General features: G+C 36.3%; 19 protein-coding genes and 1 tRNA gene. 9 read left to right on the top strand and 11 right to left on the bottom strand.

What is annotated here, in order from left to right; all coding sequences use genetic code 11:
- Positions 1–5: 5 nt before the first annotated feature.
- The 3 genes from addA to lepB form a co-directional block, all read right to left on the bottom strand.
- Positions 6–3,683 (bottom strand): helicase-exonuclease AddAB subunit AddA, encoded by a 3,678-nt coding sequence (gene addA, locus IGI44_RS07965; RefSeq protein WP_438787243.1) that lies wholly within the window; start codon positions 3,681–3,683, stop codon positions 6–8.
- Entirely contained in the window at positions 3,673–7,155 is a 3,483-nt protein-coding gene (locus tag IGI44_RS07960; RefSeq protein ID WP_438787242.1) for a PD-(D/E)XK nuclease family protein, read from the bottom strand. Before IGI44_RS07960 ends, addA begins: the two co-directional genes overlap by 11 nt.
- Positions 7,156–7,345: 190 nt before the next feature.
- The gene (gene lepB, locus IGI44_RS07955; RefSeq protein WP_438787241.1) at positions 7,346–7,888 is read right to left on the bottom strand and encodes a signal peptidase I; all 543 of its coding nucleotides are present in this window, start codon (positions 7,886–7,888) and stop codon (positions 7,346–7,348) included.
- 186 nt (positions 7,889–8,074) lie between these two features.
- On the opposite strand from lepB, the gene IGI44_RS07950 reads away from it, so the two are divergent.
- Positions 8,075–8,671 (top strand): nitroreductase family protein, encoded by a 597-nt coding sequence (locus IGI44_RS07950; RefSeq protein WP_438787240.1) that lies wholly within the window; start codon positions 8,075–8,077, stop codon positions 8,669–8,671.
- A 46-nt stretch (positions 8,672–8,717) separates the two neighbouring features.
- Here IGI44_RS07950 and IGI44_RS07945 read toward each other — a convergent pair whose 3' ends face one another.
- Both IGI44_RS07945 and IGI44_RS07940 read right to left on the bottom strand, forming a co-directional pair.
- A complete protein-coding gene (locus tag IGI44_RS07945) occupies positions 8,718–9,212 on the bottom strand; it encodes a hypothetical protein (RefSeq protein WP_438787239.1) in 495 nt (164 codons plus the stop codon).
- Between the two features lie 12 nt (positions 9,213–9,224).
- The gene (locus IGI44_RS07940) at positions 9,225–9,428 is read right to left on the bottom strand and encodes a hypothetical protein (protein WP_016180129.1); all 204 of its coding nucleotides are present in this window, start codon (positions 9,426–9,428) and stop codon (positions 9,225–9,227) included.
- Between the two features lie 162 nt (positions 9,429–9,590).
- On the opposite strand from IGI44_RS07940, the gene IGI44_RS07935 reads away from it, so the two are divergent.
- From IGI44_RS07935 to IGI44_RS07925, 3 genes are all read left to right on the top strand, one after another.
- Positions 9,591–10,115 (top strand): HdeD family acid-resistance protein, encoded by a 525-nt coding sequence (locus IGI44_RS07935; RefSeq protein WP_438787238.1) that lies wholly within the window; start codon positions 9,591–9,593, stop codon positions 10,113–10,115.
- Between the two features lie 63 nt (positions 10,116–10,178).
- Positions 10,179–10,574, top strand: a complete 396-nt coding sequence (locus IGI44_RS07930) for a hypothetical protein (RefSeq protein ID WP_438787237.1) — start codon at positions 10,179–10,181, stop codon at positions 10,572–10,574.
- A gap of 57 nt (positions 10,575–10,631) precedes the next feature.
- Positions 10,632–10,704: transfer RNA gene (locus tag IGI44_RS07925), tRNA-Gln, on the top strand.
- Positions 10,705–10,764: 60 nt separating this feature from the next.
- Here IGI44_RS07925 and IGI44_RS07920 read toward each other — a convergent pair.
- Positions 10,765–11,196 (bottom strand): universal stress protein, encoded by a 432-nt coding sequence (locus IGI44_RS07920; RefSeq protein ID WP_438787236.1) that lies wholly within the window; start codon positions 11,194–11,196, stop codon positions 10,765–10,767.
- A gap of 282 nt (positions 11,197–11,478) precedes the next feature.
- Between IGI44_RS07920 and IGI44_RS07915 the strand changes: the two genes are divergently transcribed.
- The 3 genes from IGI44_RS07915 (at position 11,479) to IGI44_RS07905 (ending at position 12,807) form a co-directional block, all read left to right on the top strand.
- The gene (locus tag IGI44_RS07915) at positions 11,479–12,189 is read left to right on the top strand and encodes an AzlC family ABC transporter permease (protein WP_438787235.1); all 711 of its coding nucleotides are present in this window, start codon (positions 11,479–11,481) and stop codon (positions 12,187–12,189) included.
- Positions 12,182–12,502: an AzlD domain-containing protein gene (locus tag IGI44_RS07910; RefSeq protein WP_438787234.1), complete on the top strand. Its 321-nt coding sequence runs from the start codon at positions 12,182–12,184 to the stop codon at positions 12,500–12,502. The genes IGI44_RS07915 and IGI44_RS07910 overlap by 8 nt, the downstream gene beginning before the upstream one ends.
- Before the next feature lie 86 nt (positions 12,503–12,588).
- The gene (locus IGI44_RS07905) at positions 12,589–12,807 is read left to right on the top strand and encodes a hypothetical protein (protein ID WP_438787233.1); all 219 of its coding nucleotides are present in this window, start codon (positions 12,589–12,591) and stop codon (positions 12,805–12,807) included.
- A gap of 56 nt (positions 12,808–12,863) precedes the next feature.
- Here the strand turns inward: IGI44_RS07905 and IGI44_RS07900 are convergent, their stop codons facing one another.
- Positions 12,864–14,603: a glucosaminidase domain-containing protein gene (locus IGI44_RS07900; protein WP_438787232.1), complete on the bottom strand. Its 1,740-nt coding sequence runs from the start codon at positions 14,601–14,603 to the stop codon at positions 12,864–12,866.
- A 335-nt stretch (positions 14,604–14,938) separates the two neighbouring features.
- On the opposite strand from IGI44_RS07900, the gene IGI44_RS07895 reads away from it, so the two are divergent.
- Positions 14,939–15,205: a hypothetical protein gene (locus tag IGI44_RS07895; RefSeq protein WP_438787231.1), complete on the top strand. Its 267-nt coding sequence runs from the start codon at positions 14,939–14,941 to the stop codon at positions 15,203–15,205.
- 105 nt (positions 15,206–15,310) lie between these two features.
- Positions 15,311–15,628, top strand: a complete 318-nt coding sequence (locus IGI44_RS07890; RefSeq protein ID WP_438787230.1) for a hypothetical protein — start codon at positions 15,311–15,313, stop codon at positions 15,626–15,628.
- Positions 15,629–15,782: 154 nt separating this feature from the next.
- Here the strand turns inward: IGI44_RS07890 and IGI44_RS07885 are convergent, their stop codons facing one another.
- The 4 genes from IGI44_RS07885 to IGI44_RS07870 are packed head-to-tail and all read right to left on the bottom strand — an operon-like array spanning position 15,783 to position 18,802.
- A complete protein-coding gene (locus IGI44_RS07885; RefSeq protein ID WP_438787229.1) occupies positions 15,783–16,547 on the bottom strand; it encodes an ABC transporter permease subunit in 765 nt (254 codons plus the stop codon).
- Positions 16,544–17,479: an ATP-binding cassette domain-containing protein gene (locus IGI44_RS07880; RefSeq protein WP_438787228.1), complete on the bottom strand. Its 936-nt coding sequence runs from the start codon at positions 17,477–17,479 to the stop codon at positions 16,544–16,546. Before IGI44_RS07880 ends, IGI44_RS07885 begins: the two co-directional genes overlap by 4 nt.
- Positions 17,476–17,688: a PLDc N-terminal domain-containing protein gene (locus IGI44_RS07875; RefSeq protein ID WP_438787227.1), complete on the bottom strand. Its 213-nt coding sequence runs from the start codon at positions 17,686–17,688 to the stop codon at positions 17,476–17,478. The genes IGI44_RS07880 and IGI44_RS07875 overlap by 4 nt, the downstream gene beginning before the upstream one ends.
- Positions 17,681–18,802 (bottom strand): helix-turn-helix domain-containing protein, encoded by a 1,122-nt coding sequence (locus tag IGI44_RS07870; RefSeq protein ID WP_438787226.1) that lies wholly within the window; start codon positions 18,800–18,802, stop codon positions 17,681–17,683. The genes IGI44_RS07875 and IGI44_RS07870 overlap by 8 nt, the downstream gene beginning before the upstream one ends.
- Positions 18,803–18,842 lie beyond the last annotated feature (40 nt).

Genomic DNA, 18,842 nt, shown 5'->3' with positions numbered 1-18,842 from the left:
TACCTCTAAAAAGTTTTTAATAAATCAACTACCTTATTTCCCTGTAAAAAGACCAAATATGCGGCTTCAACTGATTTTTGTTTAGCTTTTTCCAATGCATCTTTATATAGATGCAATTGCCCTCGATAGCGGTCAATCAATTGCTGTTCTCTTTCCGGTGTATAATAGTCCGTTTTTAAATCATACAAGAAAATTTTGTCATCGAATTCCAAATAACCGTCAATAATCCCATGAATTAGGATTTCATCTTGCGTTTGATAGTCACTAAATACTTGATCAGCAGGAAGCAACATTGCAAACGGCTCTTCACGGTGTAGAGCCTTCGCATTCTCAACGAGAAAATTTCCAACTTTAGAATCAAAAAATTGCAGGATCTGACTAATCGAAATCTGATTAGCAAGCTCTGGTGTCAATGTTTTTCGTTGAACTAGGTCTTCAATCAAATCTTCAATCATCTTTTTCTCTGGTTTTTCATTTAGTGGAAGCAATTGCATCACTAAGTGAGTAGCTGTCCCAATCTCCGCCGCAGACAATTCCTTTTTCGCTCCTAAAAATTTGGGGGCTCCTAAATCCGTTTCAGTAAATCGATACTGATTTTGTGTAGGAGAAAGAGCTAGTGTTTCCCGATTATCCGGATCGTCATAGATTCGTTTTAATTCAGATACTGATTGATAACTAGTTGTCTTTGTTGCTTCAGGATAGGGATACTTAAATAACAAGCGCTGCTTTAACGGTTGAATATTGATTGCACCCTGTGGAATTTCTAATGTTTTCACTTCTGGGAGATAGCCCTGGACAGTTTCAGCAATTGCTTGCGGTTCAACAAACGTTATCTTGAAAGATGCTGGATGTTTCTTTAAAACATCTAGTTGACTCACTGTGTACTGATTTTGGTAATTATTCATTCCTGGATGTCTGAAAAGTGTCATTCCTACCCAATCAATGAAGCTGTCTTTCTGACCATTTCTTAAACCAGCGTCTAAAACCAAGGATTCATTCAAAGCTCCTTTGCTCCAGATTTTTAAGGCTGCTTCTTCATCATCGTAGGAACCAACTAGATACAACTTTTGTTCTGCTCGCGTCAGCGCAACATACAACTTCCGCATTTCTTCTGACAAGAGCTTATTCAAATTCTTTTGTTTAACTGTTTGGAAGAGTAGCGTATCTTTTCTGATACGATCATCTGGTGTTAATAGTTTCACACCAAGTCCCAATTCCTCATCAAAAACATAATTTTTTCGAGTATCTTGAACGTTAAAGCTTTTACTCATATCCATTAAAAAGACAATTGGAAACTCTAAGCCTTTACTACCGTGAATCGTCATTACTCGAACAGCATCTTCGACTTCTTCAGTCGGCGGTTCACCTAGATCCTTATCTTTCTCCTGCATTTTTTCAATGAATCGAATAAATTGATACAATCCACGAAAACTACTGTGTTCATAATCCTTTGCTCGCTCGATCAGGGCTAACAAGTTCGCGTGGCGCTGTTGACCAGCTGGCATACCTAAAACGTAATCCAAATAGGCGGTTTCATTATAAATTTTGATCAATAAATCTGCCAAAGCTTCCCGTCGAGCAAATTCACGCCAATCGTTTAATTGTTCAAGGAAAATCGCCAATTTTTTAGCTGTCGTATCTTCGTTGGATTGGGTATAGAACTTAACAGCTTGATAATACTCTTTTTGTGGCAAGGCTAATCGCACTTGAGCCAATTCTTCTTCTTGCAGCCCAACAATAGGTGAGCGTAAGACTGCAGCGAGTGGAATATCTTGATATGGATTGTCGATGATCTGTAACAAGGAAATCATCACCCTTAGTTCAGTCGACTGGAAGTAATTCTGTGTATCATTGATTGATAACGGAATGCCCAATTGCTTAAATACTTCTAATATCGTCAGATTGTTGCTCCTTGTAGGAGTCAGCAAAACAATATCCTCATATCGCGCTGGTCGCATTGCTTTTTCTTTTTTGTCATATAGTTCAAAACCGTGATCAATCAGTTCACGAATTTTTACAGCAGCCATAAAGATTTCTCCCATGGCTTTATCCTCAATCCACTCAGGAGCTTCGTTACTTTTTTGATAGATTAATAGTTCAGGAGCAAAGTTTTCCGTTTCTGGAAACGAAGTAAAACCATTGATTAGTTCTGCTTGCTTGTCATATTCAATTTGCCCAACAGCCTGATCCATTAGTTGAGTAAAAACTAAGTTAGTGAAATCCAACACTTCCTTACGCGAACGAAAATTTTCGGCTAAAATAATCCGTCGTCCACCCTCTTCAGTAGCAAAGTCATGATACTTTTTGATGAACAGTGTGGGGTCGGCTAACCGGAAACCATAAATTGATTGTTTTACGTCTCCAACCATAAAGAGATTTCCCGGCTCATCGTTACTAAGCTGGCGTAAGATTGACTCTTGTAATTGATTGATATCCTGATACTCGTCAACTAAAACTTCTGCAAAACGTTGGCGATAATACGATTTGGCCGGTTTATTTTTATCTACCTCAGTTTGAAGAATTTGTAAGGTAAAATGCTCCAAATCATTAAAGTCCAGCATTCCTTTTTCTCTTTTTTTCTCCGAGTATTCTTCGATAAAACGTTTTTCAACACGAATCAACTCTTCAACGATCGGCAAAGCCTCCTGCAATCGTTCGACCTGCTCTTCAGGTGAAACCGGAAAGTAGATCTCTTTGATCGTCGTCAATGCTTGCTTTGCTTGATCTCGATAATTTTTACATTCACTGATCACATCGCCATAAAGCTCCTTCACCTCTTTTTTTCGGGGAGAAGGATAAGTAGCAAATTTAAAAGATTCGAAGATAGCGTAGACGTCGTCAAGTCTGTCTTCTGATAATAGACTAGTAATTTGCTGCGTAAGCATCTGCTCATTTTGCGCAAGTTCAGTAATTTTTTGTAACTCATCCACTCCTTGACTGGCAGATAACATCCATTGATAGGTTTGGTCAATTTCCTGTAATCTACTTAACACTTGTGGACGAATCAATTGACGATAGATAGCCGACTCAGTAAGAGACTCGACTCGATAATTTTCAACCAAGCCATCTAACCATTGAAAAGGGTTCGGGTTCGCACGCGCAAATTCATACATCGAAAGAATCAACTCTTCCAACCCGCTATCACTGCGGTCATTTGAAAAATTCTCAGTTAAGCGATAAAAAATTTCCTGATTTTCTTCATAAAATGTCTCACGCAATTCGTCCCAAACATCTTCCTTTAACAAAATCGTTTCTGTATCATCAGTCAACATTCGATAACTCGGATCTAGATCAATTAAATAGAAAAAGCGTTGTATGACTTTCGAACAAAACGAGTGTAATGTAGAGATATTTGCAGTCGGCAGCAACATCAATTGACGAGTGAAATGATTCTTTAATTTCTGATCTGTTTCCTCATTAATTGCTTCTTGCAAAGCAGATTGAATCCGTTCCTTCATCTCACTCGCGGCAGCCTCTGTAAAGGTAACAACTAATAGTTGATCAACGGATAGCTGTTGCCGCTTAATTTTTTCAATAACTCGTCGAACAAGAACTGCAGTTTTCCCAGATCCAGCAGAGGCAGAGACCAAAAGATTGGTCCCCTGATCATAAATCGCTTGCCACTGAGAATCAGTGTACATTTCGTTGGGTGCTTTAGGAGGGATCGGAAAGTTAGTTGTCATGTAATTCTTCCTCCATTCGTTTCAAGACTTCTTCTTTCGAAAGTTTTTCTAAACGATGATAATTGTTTTCCTTCAGCATCGCATCGAATTTGCAGACACTGCGGAAAGGACAATGTTGACAAGCAATCCGCTGATTGTCTTTATAAGTAGGATTTAATTTGATTTCACCAGAAACAATTTGATTTCCGGCTTGCTGTATTTTTTCACGATTGTATTGCCTTAGGAGCTCAATTTCAGATAACTCATAAAACTTGTCCTTGGACTGAGAGACGATTACAGTTTGACCATTTTTATCTTTTTTAATCGGAAATAGTAGCGAGCTCTCTTTTTCTTGTAAACTTTGATCTAGCTGATCGTAAAGCTCTGGCTCTTTTGCAAATAAACCGTCATACTGATAAGCCTTCAGCATATCTTTTTCAATATTTTTAGGATCTTTTAGTACTGGATTATGAACATGCAGGTAATAAGCCCCTGCCGGCTTCACATTCTTATCATTAGCACGACTAAAATCAGTCACAACGACATCTAAATACGTAATTAATTGTAAGGCGATTCCATAATAGGCATCCGCAACATTAAAGCTATGAGGGCTTGATTTGTAATCAATTACACTTAACCAGTCTTGATCAGCACTTTGAAGCTGATCCAAACGATCAATTTTCCCGCGAATTGCAACTTCACCACCGTTTCTTAGGGGTAAATTAATTCCTGGGATCCCTTTCTGTCCACCAATTGAGCCAAAGATTACCTCCGTTTGTTGTGTTTCAAAATTTGTTCGCGTCCCTTGCTGAACCAGGCCCCAGCTAACTTTTTGAATTGTTCGTGACAGCTGATAACGAATATAATTCATTCGCGCCGAGCTTGATAGAATCGCAAACTTCAATTCTCCAAAGATTTCCTTCAACACTTCATTAGCTAGTTGATTACGTTCCACTTCATTCAATTCAGCCAAACGCATCCCTTGTTCCTTTAATAAACGGAAGAAATAATCCAAAGCCTCGTGGTAAAAATCACCTGCTGCTGCCGGTGTCAATCCATAAACCGTTCGTTCTTTTAAACCAAGGCCGAAATTAGCAAAATACTTATACTGACAATTATAGAAATTCTCAATTCGAGAAACTGAAACATAAAGATTCTTCCCGTACAATTGTTCAGCCGTTTCTGGTAAAAGTGACCTTGGAACGTTAAGGTCCTGTAGGCTTTTAAATACTCGTTGGGCCATCGGTGCCAATGAGCTATTCTGAATAAATTTTTGCAGCTCACGCCAGTCTGGTAAAAAAGCTCGATTCTGATCTTGCGCCAAACGATTCAAGGCAATTAAGTCTGAAAGCAGTGTCCGTATAGAGCCCAAGTGATTTTCAGGAGAACTAAACAAATTCAACGAAACATTATCGTTGATTGTGATATTCAGACCGCGACCTAATTGTCTCAAAAAGGATGATATCTCTAATTTTTTTTCACCTTCAACTGTTGTCGCTACACTAAGATAAAGTTTTTCGGTTCCAGAAAGAAAAACTAAATAGGCCAAAAATGGTTCACGGCTTACTTTAGAACTGTTACTTTCGGGTAAAAATTTTCCTTCGGGTAGATTTTGATTAAACGTCGAGCGTTCTTCTGCTGATAATAGTCCCTTATCATCGAAGCGAGCTGGAAAATCATTGTTATTTAACCCAATGGCAAAAGTGATTTTCGTTTGATCAATCCGAGCCAATTCTAAATCATTAACCCGAACTTGATCAATCGCTGTCGGGATTTTTCCGTAAGTCAGATTCATTAAACCTGCTAAAAAGATTTCCTGAAAAGTTACCCAATCAAACGCATCTTCTCCGTAGATTAAAACATATTCATCTAAAAGATCAAGCAGAGCTTGCCAGGTCTGTTCATGATTACGCGCTTTGTCCAAATTCCCTTTAGCCACTTCCTGATCTCGCCAAAATAACAATTGCCGCTTCACACCACTTTCTTCTAAAAAGTGATAAAAAACGGTTGCTGCTGATAGCCCATCCTCAGATTTTTTAATCTTTTTGAAAAATCCAGGTAATATTTGCTGCACAGAACGACGAACTTCATTCGTTGTCGCCTCCAATTGTTTGGCATCGTTGAAGATATCGGCCTCAAAATCATAGTCAACAAATTCCCAATCTGTTTTTTTAGTCCAAGAACTGCCGCGGAAATTATAGGCTAAACAAACATTTTCCGTTTGATCAATCTTTTCTCTATATAATTGCTGCTCTGTAAGCCAGGTATTCGATTCCCAATTAAAAGGCGCAAATAATTCTGTACGAAGCATCCTGAAAACATCATTAATTCGAAAGTGATATTTATCGACCAAAAACAACGATTGTAAAAACTCGATCAAGGGGTGAGTCGCCATCTCTAAAGTCTCATCCAAATAAAAAGGAATCTCTAGCTTTTGAAAAAGATCCGGCAACACACTGTTATAAACGCTCGGATTACGCAGTAAAATCTGGATATCTTTGTAACGATAATTCTCGTCTCTGACTAAACGACGAATTTCCTCACCTATCTTGCGAATCTCTTCCGCTGCTGTCGCATATCTTGTAATTTGTACTTGATCTGACTGAATTAAATCAGCGTTTTTCTGATTTGCCCAAAAATCACCGACTTGGTTAAAAACACTCTGTCGTTGACGAGCAAATTGATCTCGACTTACAGGAACTTGTTGTCCATCCGCAATCCTCTTTAACTGAAAGTAGGTCTTTCCCGTTTCAGCAAACAAATTCAAAGGATTCGGTTCCTCATTAGGATAAGAACGATCTAGTTCTAGAGAAACAAACAGTCTCCCGGTAATCATGAGCGTATTTAATACTGATAACTCGAGTGCGTTAAAACGGGTAAATCCGCTAACAATAAAAAGACTATTTGAAAGGTTTTGATCGCTCAAATAAGATTCTAGTAAAAGTAAAGGATCCACGTTGGCAATTTGATAATTGGTTAACGCCTTTTCATATGCAGTAAAAACCTTTTGAAGATCCTGTAATTTCAACACCTGATCTTGATCATTACCAGTTTCTATTAAATCATCAACTGTCACGTTTCCAATTTGCATTTCTTGATAGAAACTTACTAGTTGTTGAATAAATCCAGTTTTATCCACCTCTCCTCGAAAAATCGTCAATTCTTCTCGTAATTCATGAAGTATTTTTCGTAAAATCATTGCGTTGCCAGCGTCAGATAAAAGATTTCCTGGAACTTGACCATCTCTTTGTAAAAAATACCAGGCTAATCGCTGAAAACTGAAAACTTGTGTGCGGATTGTACTAAATTCTGTATGATTGTTCGCTTGTTTCATCGCTGATAACAAGCCGATTTCTTGTTCAAATTTATTATAATTGGGGACTAAGAAAAACACGCGATTCGAAGAATTTTGCGCTAACCACGTCTGTGCAGTTTGAATCATTCGCTCTTTCGCATCATTCTGTCCAACACCTAGTAAAAATTGTAAAGACATCGTTTCCCCTCATTTCTTCAAATTATGTTACCCAATATATTATAACAGTTCGCCTAAATCTGCGCATGGTTGAAACAATGTACAAAATAACTACAAAATACTCAATTTTAAGCGCGATCAGCTTCTCAACAATATTAAGCGATGAACGGCGTTTAATTATATAGAACGCAAAAAAAGACTAGCGAATTTGCTAGTCCACAGTACCAAAGCGATTAAGCGGCCAAAAAACAAACTTCACATCAGCCATAATGTCTTTTTCTTTAATCATCCCAATCATTCTGCTGTCTTTTGAGATTCGACGATTATCACCTAAGACAAATAATTGGCCCTCTGGAACCTTCTCCGCTCCAAATAAATCATTTAACGTAAAATCATAGGTCAATGGCTGACCATCATTTAGTTTTCCCTTAAAATCATCTAAATAAGCTTCAGCATATTCTTTACCATTGATATACAGTACATCATTTTTGTATTCAACCGTGTCTCCCGGCAAACCGATGACGCGTTTAATATAATTCTTGCCCGGATCATCTGGGGCTGGAAAAGTTACGATATCAAAACGCTTGACCTCTGTATTTTTTAATGCGATGACACGCTCACCATCAATCAGTGTTGGATCCATCGAATCCCCTTTAACCACTACAGGGGTGAAAACGAAATGGCGGAGTCCAATTAAAATTGCCCCCAAAATTAAAAACCATAGAATCGTTTTACCTACCTCTTTTATATTCATTTGTGAGCCTCCATCTTTTACATTCATATAATTAGTTTATCATATTCTCAGCGGTTTCATAGCGGTTATTCTTTGCCCCTTTAAAAAATTTTATTTTTCTGCGAGCATATTTCTTTTCTTACTTTTTGTAAGATGGTAAAGTAGATTTTGTTAATAAGAACAAAACAAGAAAAGGTGGAAATTACTATGTCTCAATTTTTAGAAACTTTAAAAAATCGTCGTTCATTTTATTCATTAGGACGTGACGTTAAATTATCAGAAGAAGAAATTACTAAATTAATCAAAGATGCTGTTAAAAACAGCCCAACAGCTTTTAATGCACAATCTCCTCGTGCTGTCATCCTTTTTGACAATGCACATGAAAAATTATGGGATATTGTTGAGGAAGCGTTGAAACCATTAACTCCAGCAGAAGCTTTCCCTAATACACAAGCAAAAATTGCAAGCTTCAGAAATGCTTATGGAACCGTCTTATTCTTTAAAGAAACCGATACAGTGAAAAATCTACAAGAACAATTCACGTTATATGCGGATAACTTCCCTGACTGGGCAGAGCAATCAAATGGTATCGCCACTGCGAATACTTGGACTGCCTTAACAGCTGCAGGTCTAGGTGCAAACTTACAACATTATAATCCAGTTATTGATGACGCTGTCGCAGAGGAATGGAACATTCCAGCTAACTGGCAACTACGTTCACAGTTAGTTTTTGGTTCTAAAGAAGGCGAAGCCAACGAAAAAGAATATTTGGCTGATGATGAACGTTTCCGCGTTTTCCATTAATCCTTTAAATGACAACAGGCAATGCTGAATATTCAGCATTGCCTGTTTATTTACCATTCTTATCCTGATCGTCTTTGGTTAGAATTTCCAGTGTGCTACCTTCGTTTAGATGAGTCGAAAGAAAAACGACAAATTCAGTTAGTGAGTAATCAAAGGTTAGAATGGGCCCGCGACGTTGTTTACGAAAATAGTTTAACTTGATTAAGCCGTTCTCTTCTTGAAACAAAACGACTCGTTCAATTTCGTTCAACGGAATTCCGCGATTATCCAAACTGAAAAGAATTAAGCTTTCTTCTGTAAATCCCTTTTTATCTAGTAAAAAACTAATCATGACTAATGCAGCTAAAACTGTCTGTATACGCCCATTTAAATCTTGCCAGTTGCTAAACCCGATCCATAAAATCAATAGTGCTAAGAAAACATAAAAAGAGTATTGCTTCCGTCGCTTAAAAACCGGGATGACAATATCTTTGCGTGCCAGCCATAAAAAGACATACAAAACAATCGTAAAAATCCCTAATAACAATGTAAATATATTCAAAAGAACCGCCTTCTAACTTGGAATGAAATTAGAATATTTTACCACGACCATGTTAGATTTGTCATCTCGCTGCTCTTGATCTACCTCTTCGCATTGGTTAATACGAACGACTGCGCAATTCGTCATTTTTGAAATGACTTCCCCTTCTACACATTCTTCGAAACCAATTGGATGGCAACGATAATTTCTTCCAAGTTCAATTTCTTCTTCATTCATAAGTAAGCCCTCCAGTATCGACATTCATTTGTTCGTCTAATCTTTTGGATCAATGTTATTCGCAATTATACCGAAGTATGGAATGGTTTACAATCGAATTCTTCACTTCATTCGCAAAAAAAGATCAAATCGGGTAAAATTATTCCCAGGGAGTGATATTTTATGTCAAATTTTATTGAATCAATTAAGAAGTACGGGTATTTAAGAAGCGCTTGCTACCTAATCCTTGGAATCGCTATCTTACTTTCCCCACGAAGTGTTTTTCGAGGAATTGTCTATATTGTTTTCCTCTATTTATTAATTTTTGGTATTTTGGAAATTATTCGAGGCATTCGAACAAAGAAATATACAGGCAACGTCGGTTTTGAAACAACTGCAGGTATTATTCGCGTCATCATCGCTTTTGTAGTTCTTTGGTTCGCCAAGGGAATTATAAGCATCTTGCCTATGTTTTTGGGATTCATTATTTTGATTTTTGCAATTGGCCAATTCATGCAAAGCTGGAATGCGAGACGAAATGGTTTCCCTGTTACAGGTCAAGTTATCTACAGTGCTTTGATGATTGTAGCTGGTTTTTTCCTTTTGTTTAATCCATTTAGCAGTATGATGATTCTTTTCCAACTATTTGGTTTTCTGCTAATCACCATGGCTGTTTCAGAATTTATTAATACTCGTCGCTTCAATTAATTACTAATTGTTTCTATAGAAAGAAACAATTATACTGGAGCTATTAAAAAAAGCGAGGTTACTATGAACACTGCAAGTGAACTTTATCAATTTACGAAAAAATATGGTATCAATTACAATACGAACGAAGAAAAGGGTATTCAACTATTTAACAGTTTCCTAAAATCTTTTCCCAAAACAACGTTTACTTTCTCTTTTATCGGCTTTCATAAATATGAAAGTTTAAAAAAGCAGGAGGGCTTAACTGCATATGGAATTTCTGGAAATACTCTATATGCTTTAAGTAAACAGAAAGCCTATAAATACAATCTTTACCAATGTAAAGAAATTAGTGGCAAAAAGAAATTGAATGGTATTCGCTTATCCTTAACTTTTGACACAGAAATAATTAAGATCAATTTAGGCTTTGCAGACGGAAATGTTGTTTTAGCTGCTTTGAAACAGGCAAGAAAAAAATAGACAAGACATTTTATTTGAAGAATAGAAGAACTAGCGTTATAATTTTTCTGTTCTCATTGGGATATGGCCAAATTGGTAAGGCGCCTGACTCTGAATCAGGTAAGTGTAGGTTCGAGCCCTACTATCCCAATAAAAAAAGTTTTTGCTTTCAAACAAAGCAAAAACTTTTTTTATTTGTCATTATATTAATTTAAGATTTTACTACCATGACATTGCAGTCAGCATGATTCACTACGTAAGCTGTCGTTGACCCGACTATTGCCTGTTCTACTGCTCCTCTGCCTGTTGATCCCAACATGATAAGATCAACTTGATTTTCCAATGCGTATTCAATTATCTTACGTTTAGGATTGCCAGAATCGATTTTTGTCTCATACTCAACTTGACTCAACTTGGAATTAGCAATCAGTTTCTCCAATTCAATTTCAGCATTATTAAGGTGAAATTTCAGCGCATCGTTAATAAATGCTGGATCACCGATTGAAAATTTAAAATCAACTACAGTAAGAATAAAAAGTTTCGCATTATTTCGTTCTGCAACATTTAACGCTTCGTTGAATGCATTAGTTGAAGAGGACGAACCATCTACTGCTACTAGGATTCTTTTATAACTTTCTTTCATTGATAACGCCTCCCTTACTTCTATTATACACTAACTACTTCATTCAAGAAAAACATAGACAATCTCTTCTCCCCCAACTAATTTTCCATTATTTACTAAAAAAAATAATTTATTTAGGTTTTACCCTAATAATTTTATGGTAAAATAAATAGAGTAACGGCCTCTATTTTCAGCTGATATTGCTTATCTTTGGCTTCGTTGCTCTTTTTTCACTACTTATCCCTCTTGTTTTTTTATTGGTTTTGGTCTAATATGATTAAAACAAAATGAGAGGTGAGGTAGATGAATAATGAAATAACACAAACACATAGTTTTTCAGATGGCGTGAAGGCATGCTTACCTACGATCATGGGCTATTTAGGAATTGGTATTGCAATGGGAATTGTAGGAAAGTCTGCACAACTTGCTATTTGGCAAATTTTTTTAATGTCTACCTTGGTTTATGCAGGAAGCGCCCAATTCATCTTATGTGGGTTACTTCTCCTAAGTGCTCCAATTTTATCAATTGTTTTTACTGTTTTTCTTGTTAATCTGCGTCATTTACTTATGAGCCTTTCTGTAGCTCATTACTTTCACGAAGATTCATTATTAAATGGCATCGCAATCGGTACCCTGCTGACGGATGAATCATATGGTGTATTAATGACAACTTTAGCACAAGAAAAGAAAGTGACAAGTAACTGGATGCATGGGCTCAATATAACTGCTTACTTAGTATGGATTCTTTCAACGGTCATTGGTGCTGTATTAGGAAACTTTATTCCTGATCCTACTACGTTTGGCTTTGATTTCGCATTAACTGCTATGTTTCTAGGCTTGTTTCTTTTTCAAGTTCAATTACCCCTAAGAAAACAAACGAATAAAACGATTGTTCTTTTAATTGTAACGACTAGTAGTCTTTTCCTTTTCATGCGTTTTGTCACTGCAGAATTATCGGTTATTTTCGCTACACTATTAGGTTGTTTTACGGGGGTACTGATAAAAGATGAATAATTACTATTATCTATTAACACTTTTGGGTTGTGCAGTAGTTACTTGGATTCCACGTGTATTACCTTTTGTACTTACTAAGGCAATCACTTTGCCACCTATTTTAGAAAAATTTTTAAGCTATCTTCCTATGACGATCTTGACAGCTTTATTGATGCAAAGTCTTCTAAATTTTCAAACTGGTCATTTTCCAACACTACGATTTCCAGAGGTATTTGCTTGTATTCCCGCTTTGATCGTAGGCATACGGACCAATGATCTTATGAAAATTGTCTTGACAGGCGTTCTAGGAATTGCACTCTTGCGACTGATTTAAATTACATTCGTTATAGAGCTTAATTCTGGTTTTACATATTTCATTGATGTAATATATAACAAAATAATAGAAAAGGAGTAATTCTCATGAAAAAGATCGCTGGATATTTCTTTGAAAAACCTTTAGTGTTAGACAACAAAAAACCTTTTGAAATTCATCTTCCAACAGACACTTTGTATGATGGGAACGAACAAATCGTTAAATCAAATCAACAGATTCTTTCCGAGATAAGCAAAAAATATGAGTACTCAACAGACAGTCTTCATAGCTTTTTTGTGATTTCCGAAATAACTGATGTAAATTAAAAAAAACTCTCACTGAAAGGTAATGCTTTCAATGAGAGTTTTTTATGTCCTTTGACTTATTTTGGAGCAGCTGTATTTTTCCGAACAATTTTCACTTGAATCGCTTCCATCTGTTTCGCCTTCCCAGTAGTCCCTGCCATTTGACCATTCTTAGTCCAGCCTAACCAACCATATGTCTGACTATGAACTCGATAATAAACATCGTAATGTTTTGATAAATCACCCGTTAAACGAATTTTTATTGCTTCAACTCTCAACCTCTGCCCTACAGTACCAGCGATATTATAATTGTTCTTCCAATTTTGCCAACCAATATTCGCACTGTGAGTTTGATATTCTAGAGTCCCGGAAAAGGCTAAAGGATTATTAACTATTCCAATCCTCACGGCCTCTATTCTAAGCTTATTACCAACAGTACCAGAAACTTTACTGTCATAAACGGGTGTCATCCAGTTTTTATTTTGTACATGTGATTGATAAGAAACATTTACATCTTGGAATTTGGCGAACTTCCTTCCCTCACCTACAGGAGCGCTTTTTCCTTTAGGGACAAGCTGGACTTGAAAAGCTTCCACACGATACGCAAAGCCTTCTGTTCCGGCTGCTTCTCCATTCTTCGCCCAATTCATCCAACCAAAATTTTGTGAATGTACTCTATAATAAACATCATATTTACTTGCAACATCACCAGAGAGTTTTATTTTTAATGCTTCAACCCTTTTGGCACTTCCAGTAGTTCCTGAAATTTGACCATTCTTTTTCCAAGTTGATTCCCAACCTATACCTTGAATGTGTGTTTGATATTCAATATTTCCAGAAAGATTGCTTGCCAGAGACATTTTTATAGCTTCTACTCGTCTGCCTTCGCCGACAGTTCCAGATATTGAATTATTTGAAACGGCGTTCAACCAGCCTTTTTCATTCACATGACTTGAGTAAGTTACAGGTGATGAGACATTGGGTTCGCTCGTATCATACTGAGTCAAATTATACGTTTGGATAATACTATTCAGAGTAGTTGCATAATTTGGAGCAGTTGCATATCGACCTGTTAACCAAGCAGTCGCATCTTTATAAGACTTTGTATTGCTCTTCCAAGCACCAGAATAGTAGTAGTTACCTGGAGAAAAAGAAGTTGTTTTCAGAACTGTCGCATTGTCACCTAAAGACTCTTTATAAGAAGGATATTTTCTAAATTTAGCATCAATCCAATACCAGCCTTGTGAGGCACTCCATTCCTGTGTCTTCATTATTACATATTGACCATTATACGTTCCCTTTATCCCAAATAGATTATAATTTGGAGCTTTAGAAAGTGTGCTGCTGCCCCAACCGCTTTCAACAATTGCCTGTGCAATCATGACAGAGGCATATAAGTCATTTGCACTAGCTAATGTCTTAGCCGATGGCGCTATTTGATTAATAAATGCTTGTTGTGTGCTCATAGTTGATCGTGCGCTTCTAAACGCAGGTGGCTCTAGTGTGAAATCCTCAAATCGAACCGGATGATGAAATTGCAAATTACCTTGAGAATCATATTCCTCTTCATCAACAGCTTCATTGCTTGGCGTGACTTGTTCACTCGAAGTAGTTTCCATTGTCGAACTCGTTGTTTTTGCGTCAGTTTCTTGTGGAGCTGTATCTCTCAATCTTTCAGAAGAGCTTGATGATTCAGTAAAAACTGAGCTCTCTTTTACATCAGTAGAGTCTACCGTTTCGTCAGCATAAGCCGCTAAAGTCGATGTTCCTAAACTTCCTAACAGTATTACACTACATAATAGTTTTTTATAATCCATGTCGTCCCCCTCTTTTAATCATTAATTAACGGTTACAATTAATGATTTGTTTCTTCCCTCTCCTTATATAAAGTAACAAAAATTAATCACAATGTAAAATTTTTTTATTCAAGTTTGACTTGATAAAACCCTTTAATAACAACTGTTTTTCAATTTTTTTCTAGTTTTTTAAAATAAAGAAAGAAAATAACTATCAAATTCGTATTTATGATTAGGAAGCCGTTTATGAATTAGGAAATGGCATTTTCTCATTAACAAAACTGATCATTTCTCATTTTTTTGTTATTTATTCAGTGCCATATTCTGATATAATGACTTACGAAGGAGGGGAGCTCATGGATATTGGTGTTGCAGTGTCATTTGTGATCTACTTAATTTTCTTTTCTATGACGATCATTTATTTCTGGCTATTTAAAAAAGACCGAGTGTTGATTCATTTATATTTTTCATTGACCCCGACTTTTCTATGCATTTATTTACTTATGAATTATCATCATTACCAACCCGTTGAGGGAGCTTGGACATTGGCTCTTTTAATGTTTATTTCACTGGGAACATTTATGCTTTATTGGTTGCTATATACTTTTTTCAAAAAAAAATAAATGAGACCTCAATTTGAATTGTTCATAAATAATTCGTACTATTTTTTATTAGTTGTATGCTATAATAAGGCTTGTCTATTCTAACCTAATCAAAGGAGCTTTAACATGGCGCTTTTACTAACTTTACTATTTGATCTTTTAATGATTATTCTGTTCGTATTCAGAATGGTGAAAGGCGATCAAATTATTTTTATCGTCAGTATCATTTTGCAAGGATTGCTTTTTATCGATTTATTAGCAGTTGTACTTTTGAGACCTTCAAAATCAAAATTTCCTGATATTGAATTCAATGAAATGACACGGCGACAATCTCGTCAATCATCGAGTCCAAAGAGCGGCGGACTTTTATCAAAAATTTCTTGTGTTATTGCTTTATTGCTGCTAGCTTACTATATTTACTCCGTCATTTATCTATTCATTTAGTCAGTCAAAGCATCAACAGTTGGTTGTTGCTTTTTTATTTTTATAAAACACCTCAAATGAAATCATTGGTTTTGGATTCGATTTTCTTTATCCTCTAGTAATTGTTACCTCAAAGCAGAAAAAGACCTAGCTAGATTAACTAGGTCTTTGAATACTATAATTTCTTCTTATTAAAAAAGTAAACACTAAGTACAGTCAAAAGTAAAAAAAAGAACACAGACAGTAGCATTGCTGGTAAATATTTGGAGAACTCTGCAGATTTTTGCAAAAAAACAAGGTTTTTGCTTACCAGCGAGAGTGGATTATATTGTTTTGCTTTTTCAACTAAATTTATTAAAACCATGATCACTATAACGCCGCCAGTAAACAGTAATCCCTCATAACCATTACGCGCGACCGTAGATGATAGAAGAAGAATTCCAAGTAATAACGACCCAAACACCCACACTGGTAGAACTGCCTGTAAAAGATATGGACTTTTGTCGTCAGGAAAATAGTACGCAGTATACCCCCACGTAATTAGAAAATTCAAAAGAAAACAGAAAGTCCATTGAATTATCAGACTAATCATTTTCCCAACGATAATCACCCACCTTCTTAAACCCTTTGTTACTAAATTAATCAACGTACCTTTATTGACTTCGTTATTGACCGTCCCGCTAAACATCAATGCTAAAACAATCAATCCTATTTGAGTAAGATTTTTAAAAAACTGCGTCCATGAGTCTATTGAAGTTGGTTTTGGAATCTCATTTACCATTGTTTTTCCAATGGTCATTTTGATAATTTCCGGTGTCAATTTCGCTAATAAAGGATTCATTAAACCTAAAATCAGGAAAATAATAATTAGAATTAACAAACGCGAGGTTCGCCAGCTTTCTACTAACTCTTTTATTGTGAAAAAGTACAAGTTTTTCATTGAACCACCTCCAGAAAAATTTTTTCTAATGATGGATCGATCTTTTTAATTGTTTTCGGAAATACTTGATAGGCTTCAAATAATTGGAAAATCAGCTGTGCTGCTTCCTCGTACGATTGGAGATAAGTTATCATTAGTATTTTTTTGGAAAAATCACATGAGTAATCTTTCATTATTCTTTCGTCTTTGTGGGAGGAAAGTTTTTCGGCAAATTTTTCTAAGTCCTCTGATTTTGAAAATTCAATTTCAATCTGTTTTTTTGCGTATTGTTGCTTTAATTCAATCAAGGAGCCATTGATAACTATTTTCCCTTGATCTAATACTCCAACATAGTCACAAATTCGCTCCACATCACTTAATATATGTGTAGAAAATAGAATCGTCATTTTTCCTCTTAACGCTGCCAACATTTCAAGAAAATCATTCCGTCCGCTAGGATCTAACGCCGAAGTTGGTTCATCACAAATCAATAATTTTGGATCATTTAGCAAGGCTTGAGCAATTCCTAATCGTTGTTTCATTCCTCGTGAATACCCTTTAATTTTTAGGTTATCCTTTTTCAAGCCAACCAATGATAGAATCTCAGTAACTTTCAGATCCAATTCTGTTTTTAAAAAACCAGTAATTTCTCCACAAAACCTTAAATACTCCTGTCCCGACATGTAGTCGTAAAATTGTGGTACATCTGGTAAGTATCCTGTCAGGCGATTCGTTTGATTATCTCCAAAGGAAACTGGTAAATCATTTATCACTATCTCTCCACTAGTGATTTCTTCCAGTCCAAGAATCATTTTCATAGTCGTCGTCTTACCTGCGCCATTCTCTCCTACAAACCCAAAAATTGATCCTGTCGGCACCGACAAATTTAGATTATCCAACACCGTTTTAGAACCAAACTTTTTTGTAACACCCTTCAACTCTAAAATACTCATTGATCCTCCTCTTTTCCAAAAACAAAGTAGATCACTGGACCTATAATTTGAATTAGAATGACGATCAATAACCATATTCCTCTATTGCCAAAGCGATAGTGGGAATGCTTCAATACATGTCTAACTGCTGTGATCATTAGAATCAGTTCCAGCAGTACTAATGGTAGAAAAATGGGTAGATTCTCTTTAAAAAAATCAAAGTTATTCATGATTAGTCACACCCTGTTCTCTTATAGTACGCAACACCTGATATATATCTTGTAATCGGTCTTGATTACTAAAATTTGCAAACGCAGGATTATCTACTACCGTATCCAGCAATCCCTCTTTAACTTTTATTGAATCTCTTGGCAGCTGATTGCCGATTTCTAAGTGTTCTAGCCACTCTTCAACTTGATCAAAATACGCATCTCCATGAAGAACAACAGGAAAGGCGGTATTTTGGAAAACTTCAGCAAATTCTTCTAGCGATTCTAATGCGGCTGCTTCCTCTCCGATTTGTGTATAACCGAAAACCGCTGACAATTGAAAATTCATCCATGCGATTGGATGCAGCTGTTTAAAATTGAAAAGCTTTGCAAATTCCTGCCCTCTCGAAACAGTTTCAGAAAACTTTTTAGAATCGTTAATCAATAGTTGAAGATAATTGGTTATGAAACTCAAAAAAACTGTTGTATATTGATAAATTGCACTTTGCATAGTAAAAACAGCTTGCTCTTGATCGCCCTTCTGTTGTTGTGCCGCTGCTATTAGGCTTTCAATGGGAAATACGATTGGAACCTGATCGCCAAGAATCGTTAAGACCTGATCAAATTCCTGTAAATTAAGTGCCGTATAGGCCTCGTACTTCAATGCTTGTGTGATTAACTCTGGTTCCTTAGACTGTGTTCTCACATGAATAAATAGTTCTTGAGCCTCTTTAGTATACGTTTTAACTTTTTCATCTCCCGGGAGCAAATCTGCATGATTCAGTAAAAATAGGCCCATTTGTAAAATGAATGGGTAGCAAGAATAGTAGCGTCTGACAAAGCTGCGAATGGTTGCTAAGACATCCTCTGGTGGTTTTGCTTCTAACGATTCCTTCAGCATCGCATAAATGCGTTGTATCTCGTGATTATCTAGTTGTGGCTCATAAGTTAGCAGTGAATCAATCGTGATATCAAAATAGGCGGCTAAAAGCGGCAATAGCGTAATATCAGGGTAAGTTTGACCGGTTTCCCATTTCGATACTGAAGCTTTTGAAACACCGACAAAATTTGCTAATTCCTGCTGAGTGACCTGCTTTTCCTTACGTTTCTCCATTATGATAGGTCCAATATTCATTTCCAACTTCCTCTCCCCCTTTATATTCATTTTAGAATGA

Origin of the sequence: Enterococcus sp. DIV0756, assembly GCF_051710745.1 — a bacterium.
In the GTDB taxonomy this organism is placed as follows: Bacteria; Bacillota; Bacilli; order Lactobacillales; family Enterococcaceae; genus Enterococcus_A.
This window is presented reverse-complemented; position numbering and strand designations above follow the sequence as displayed.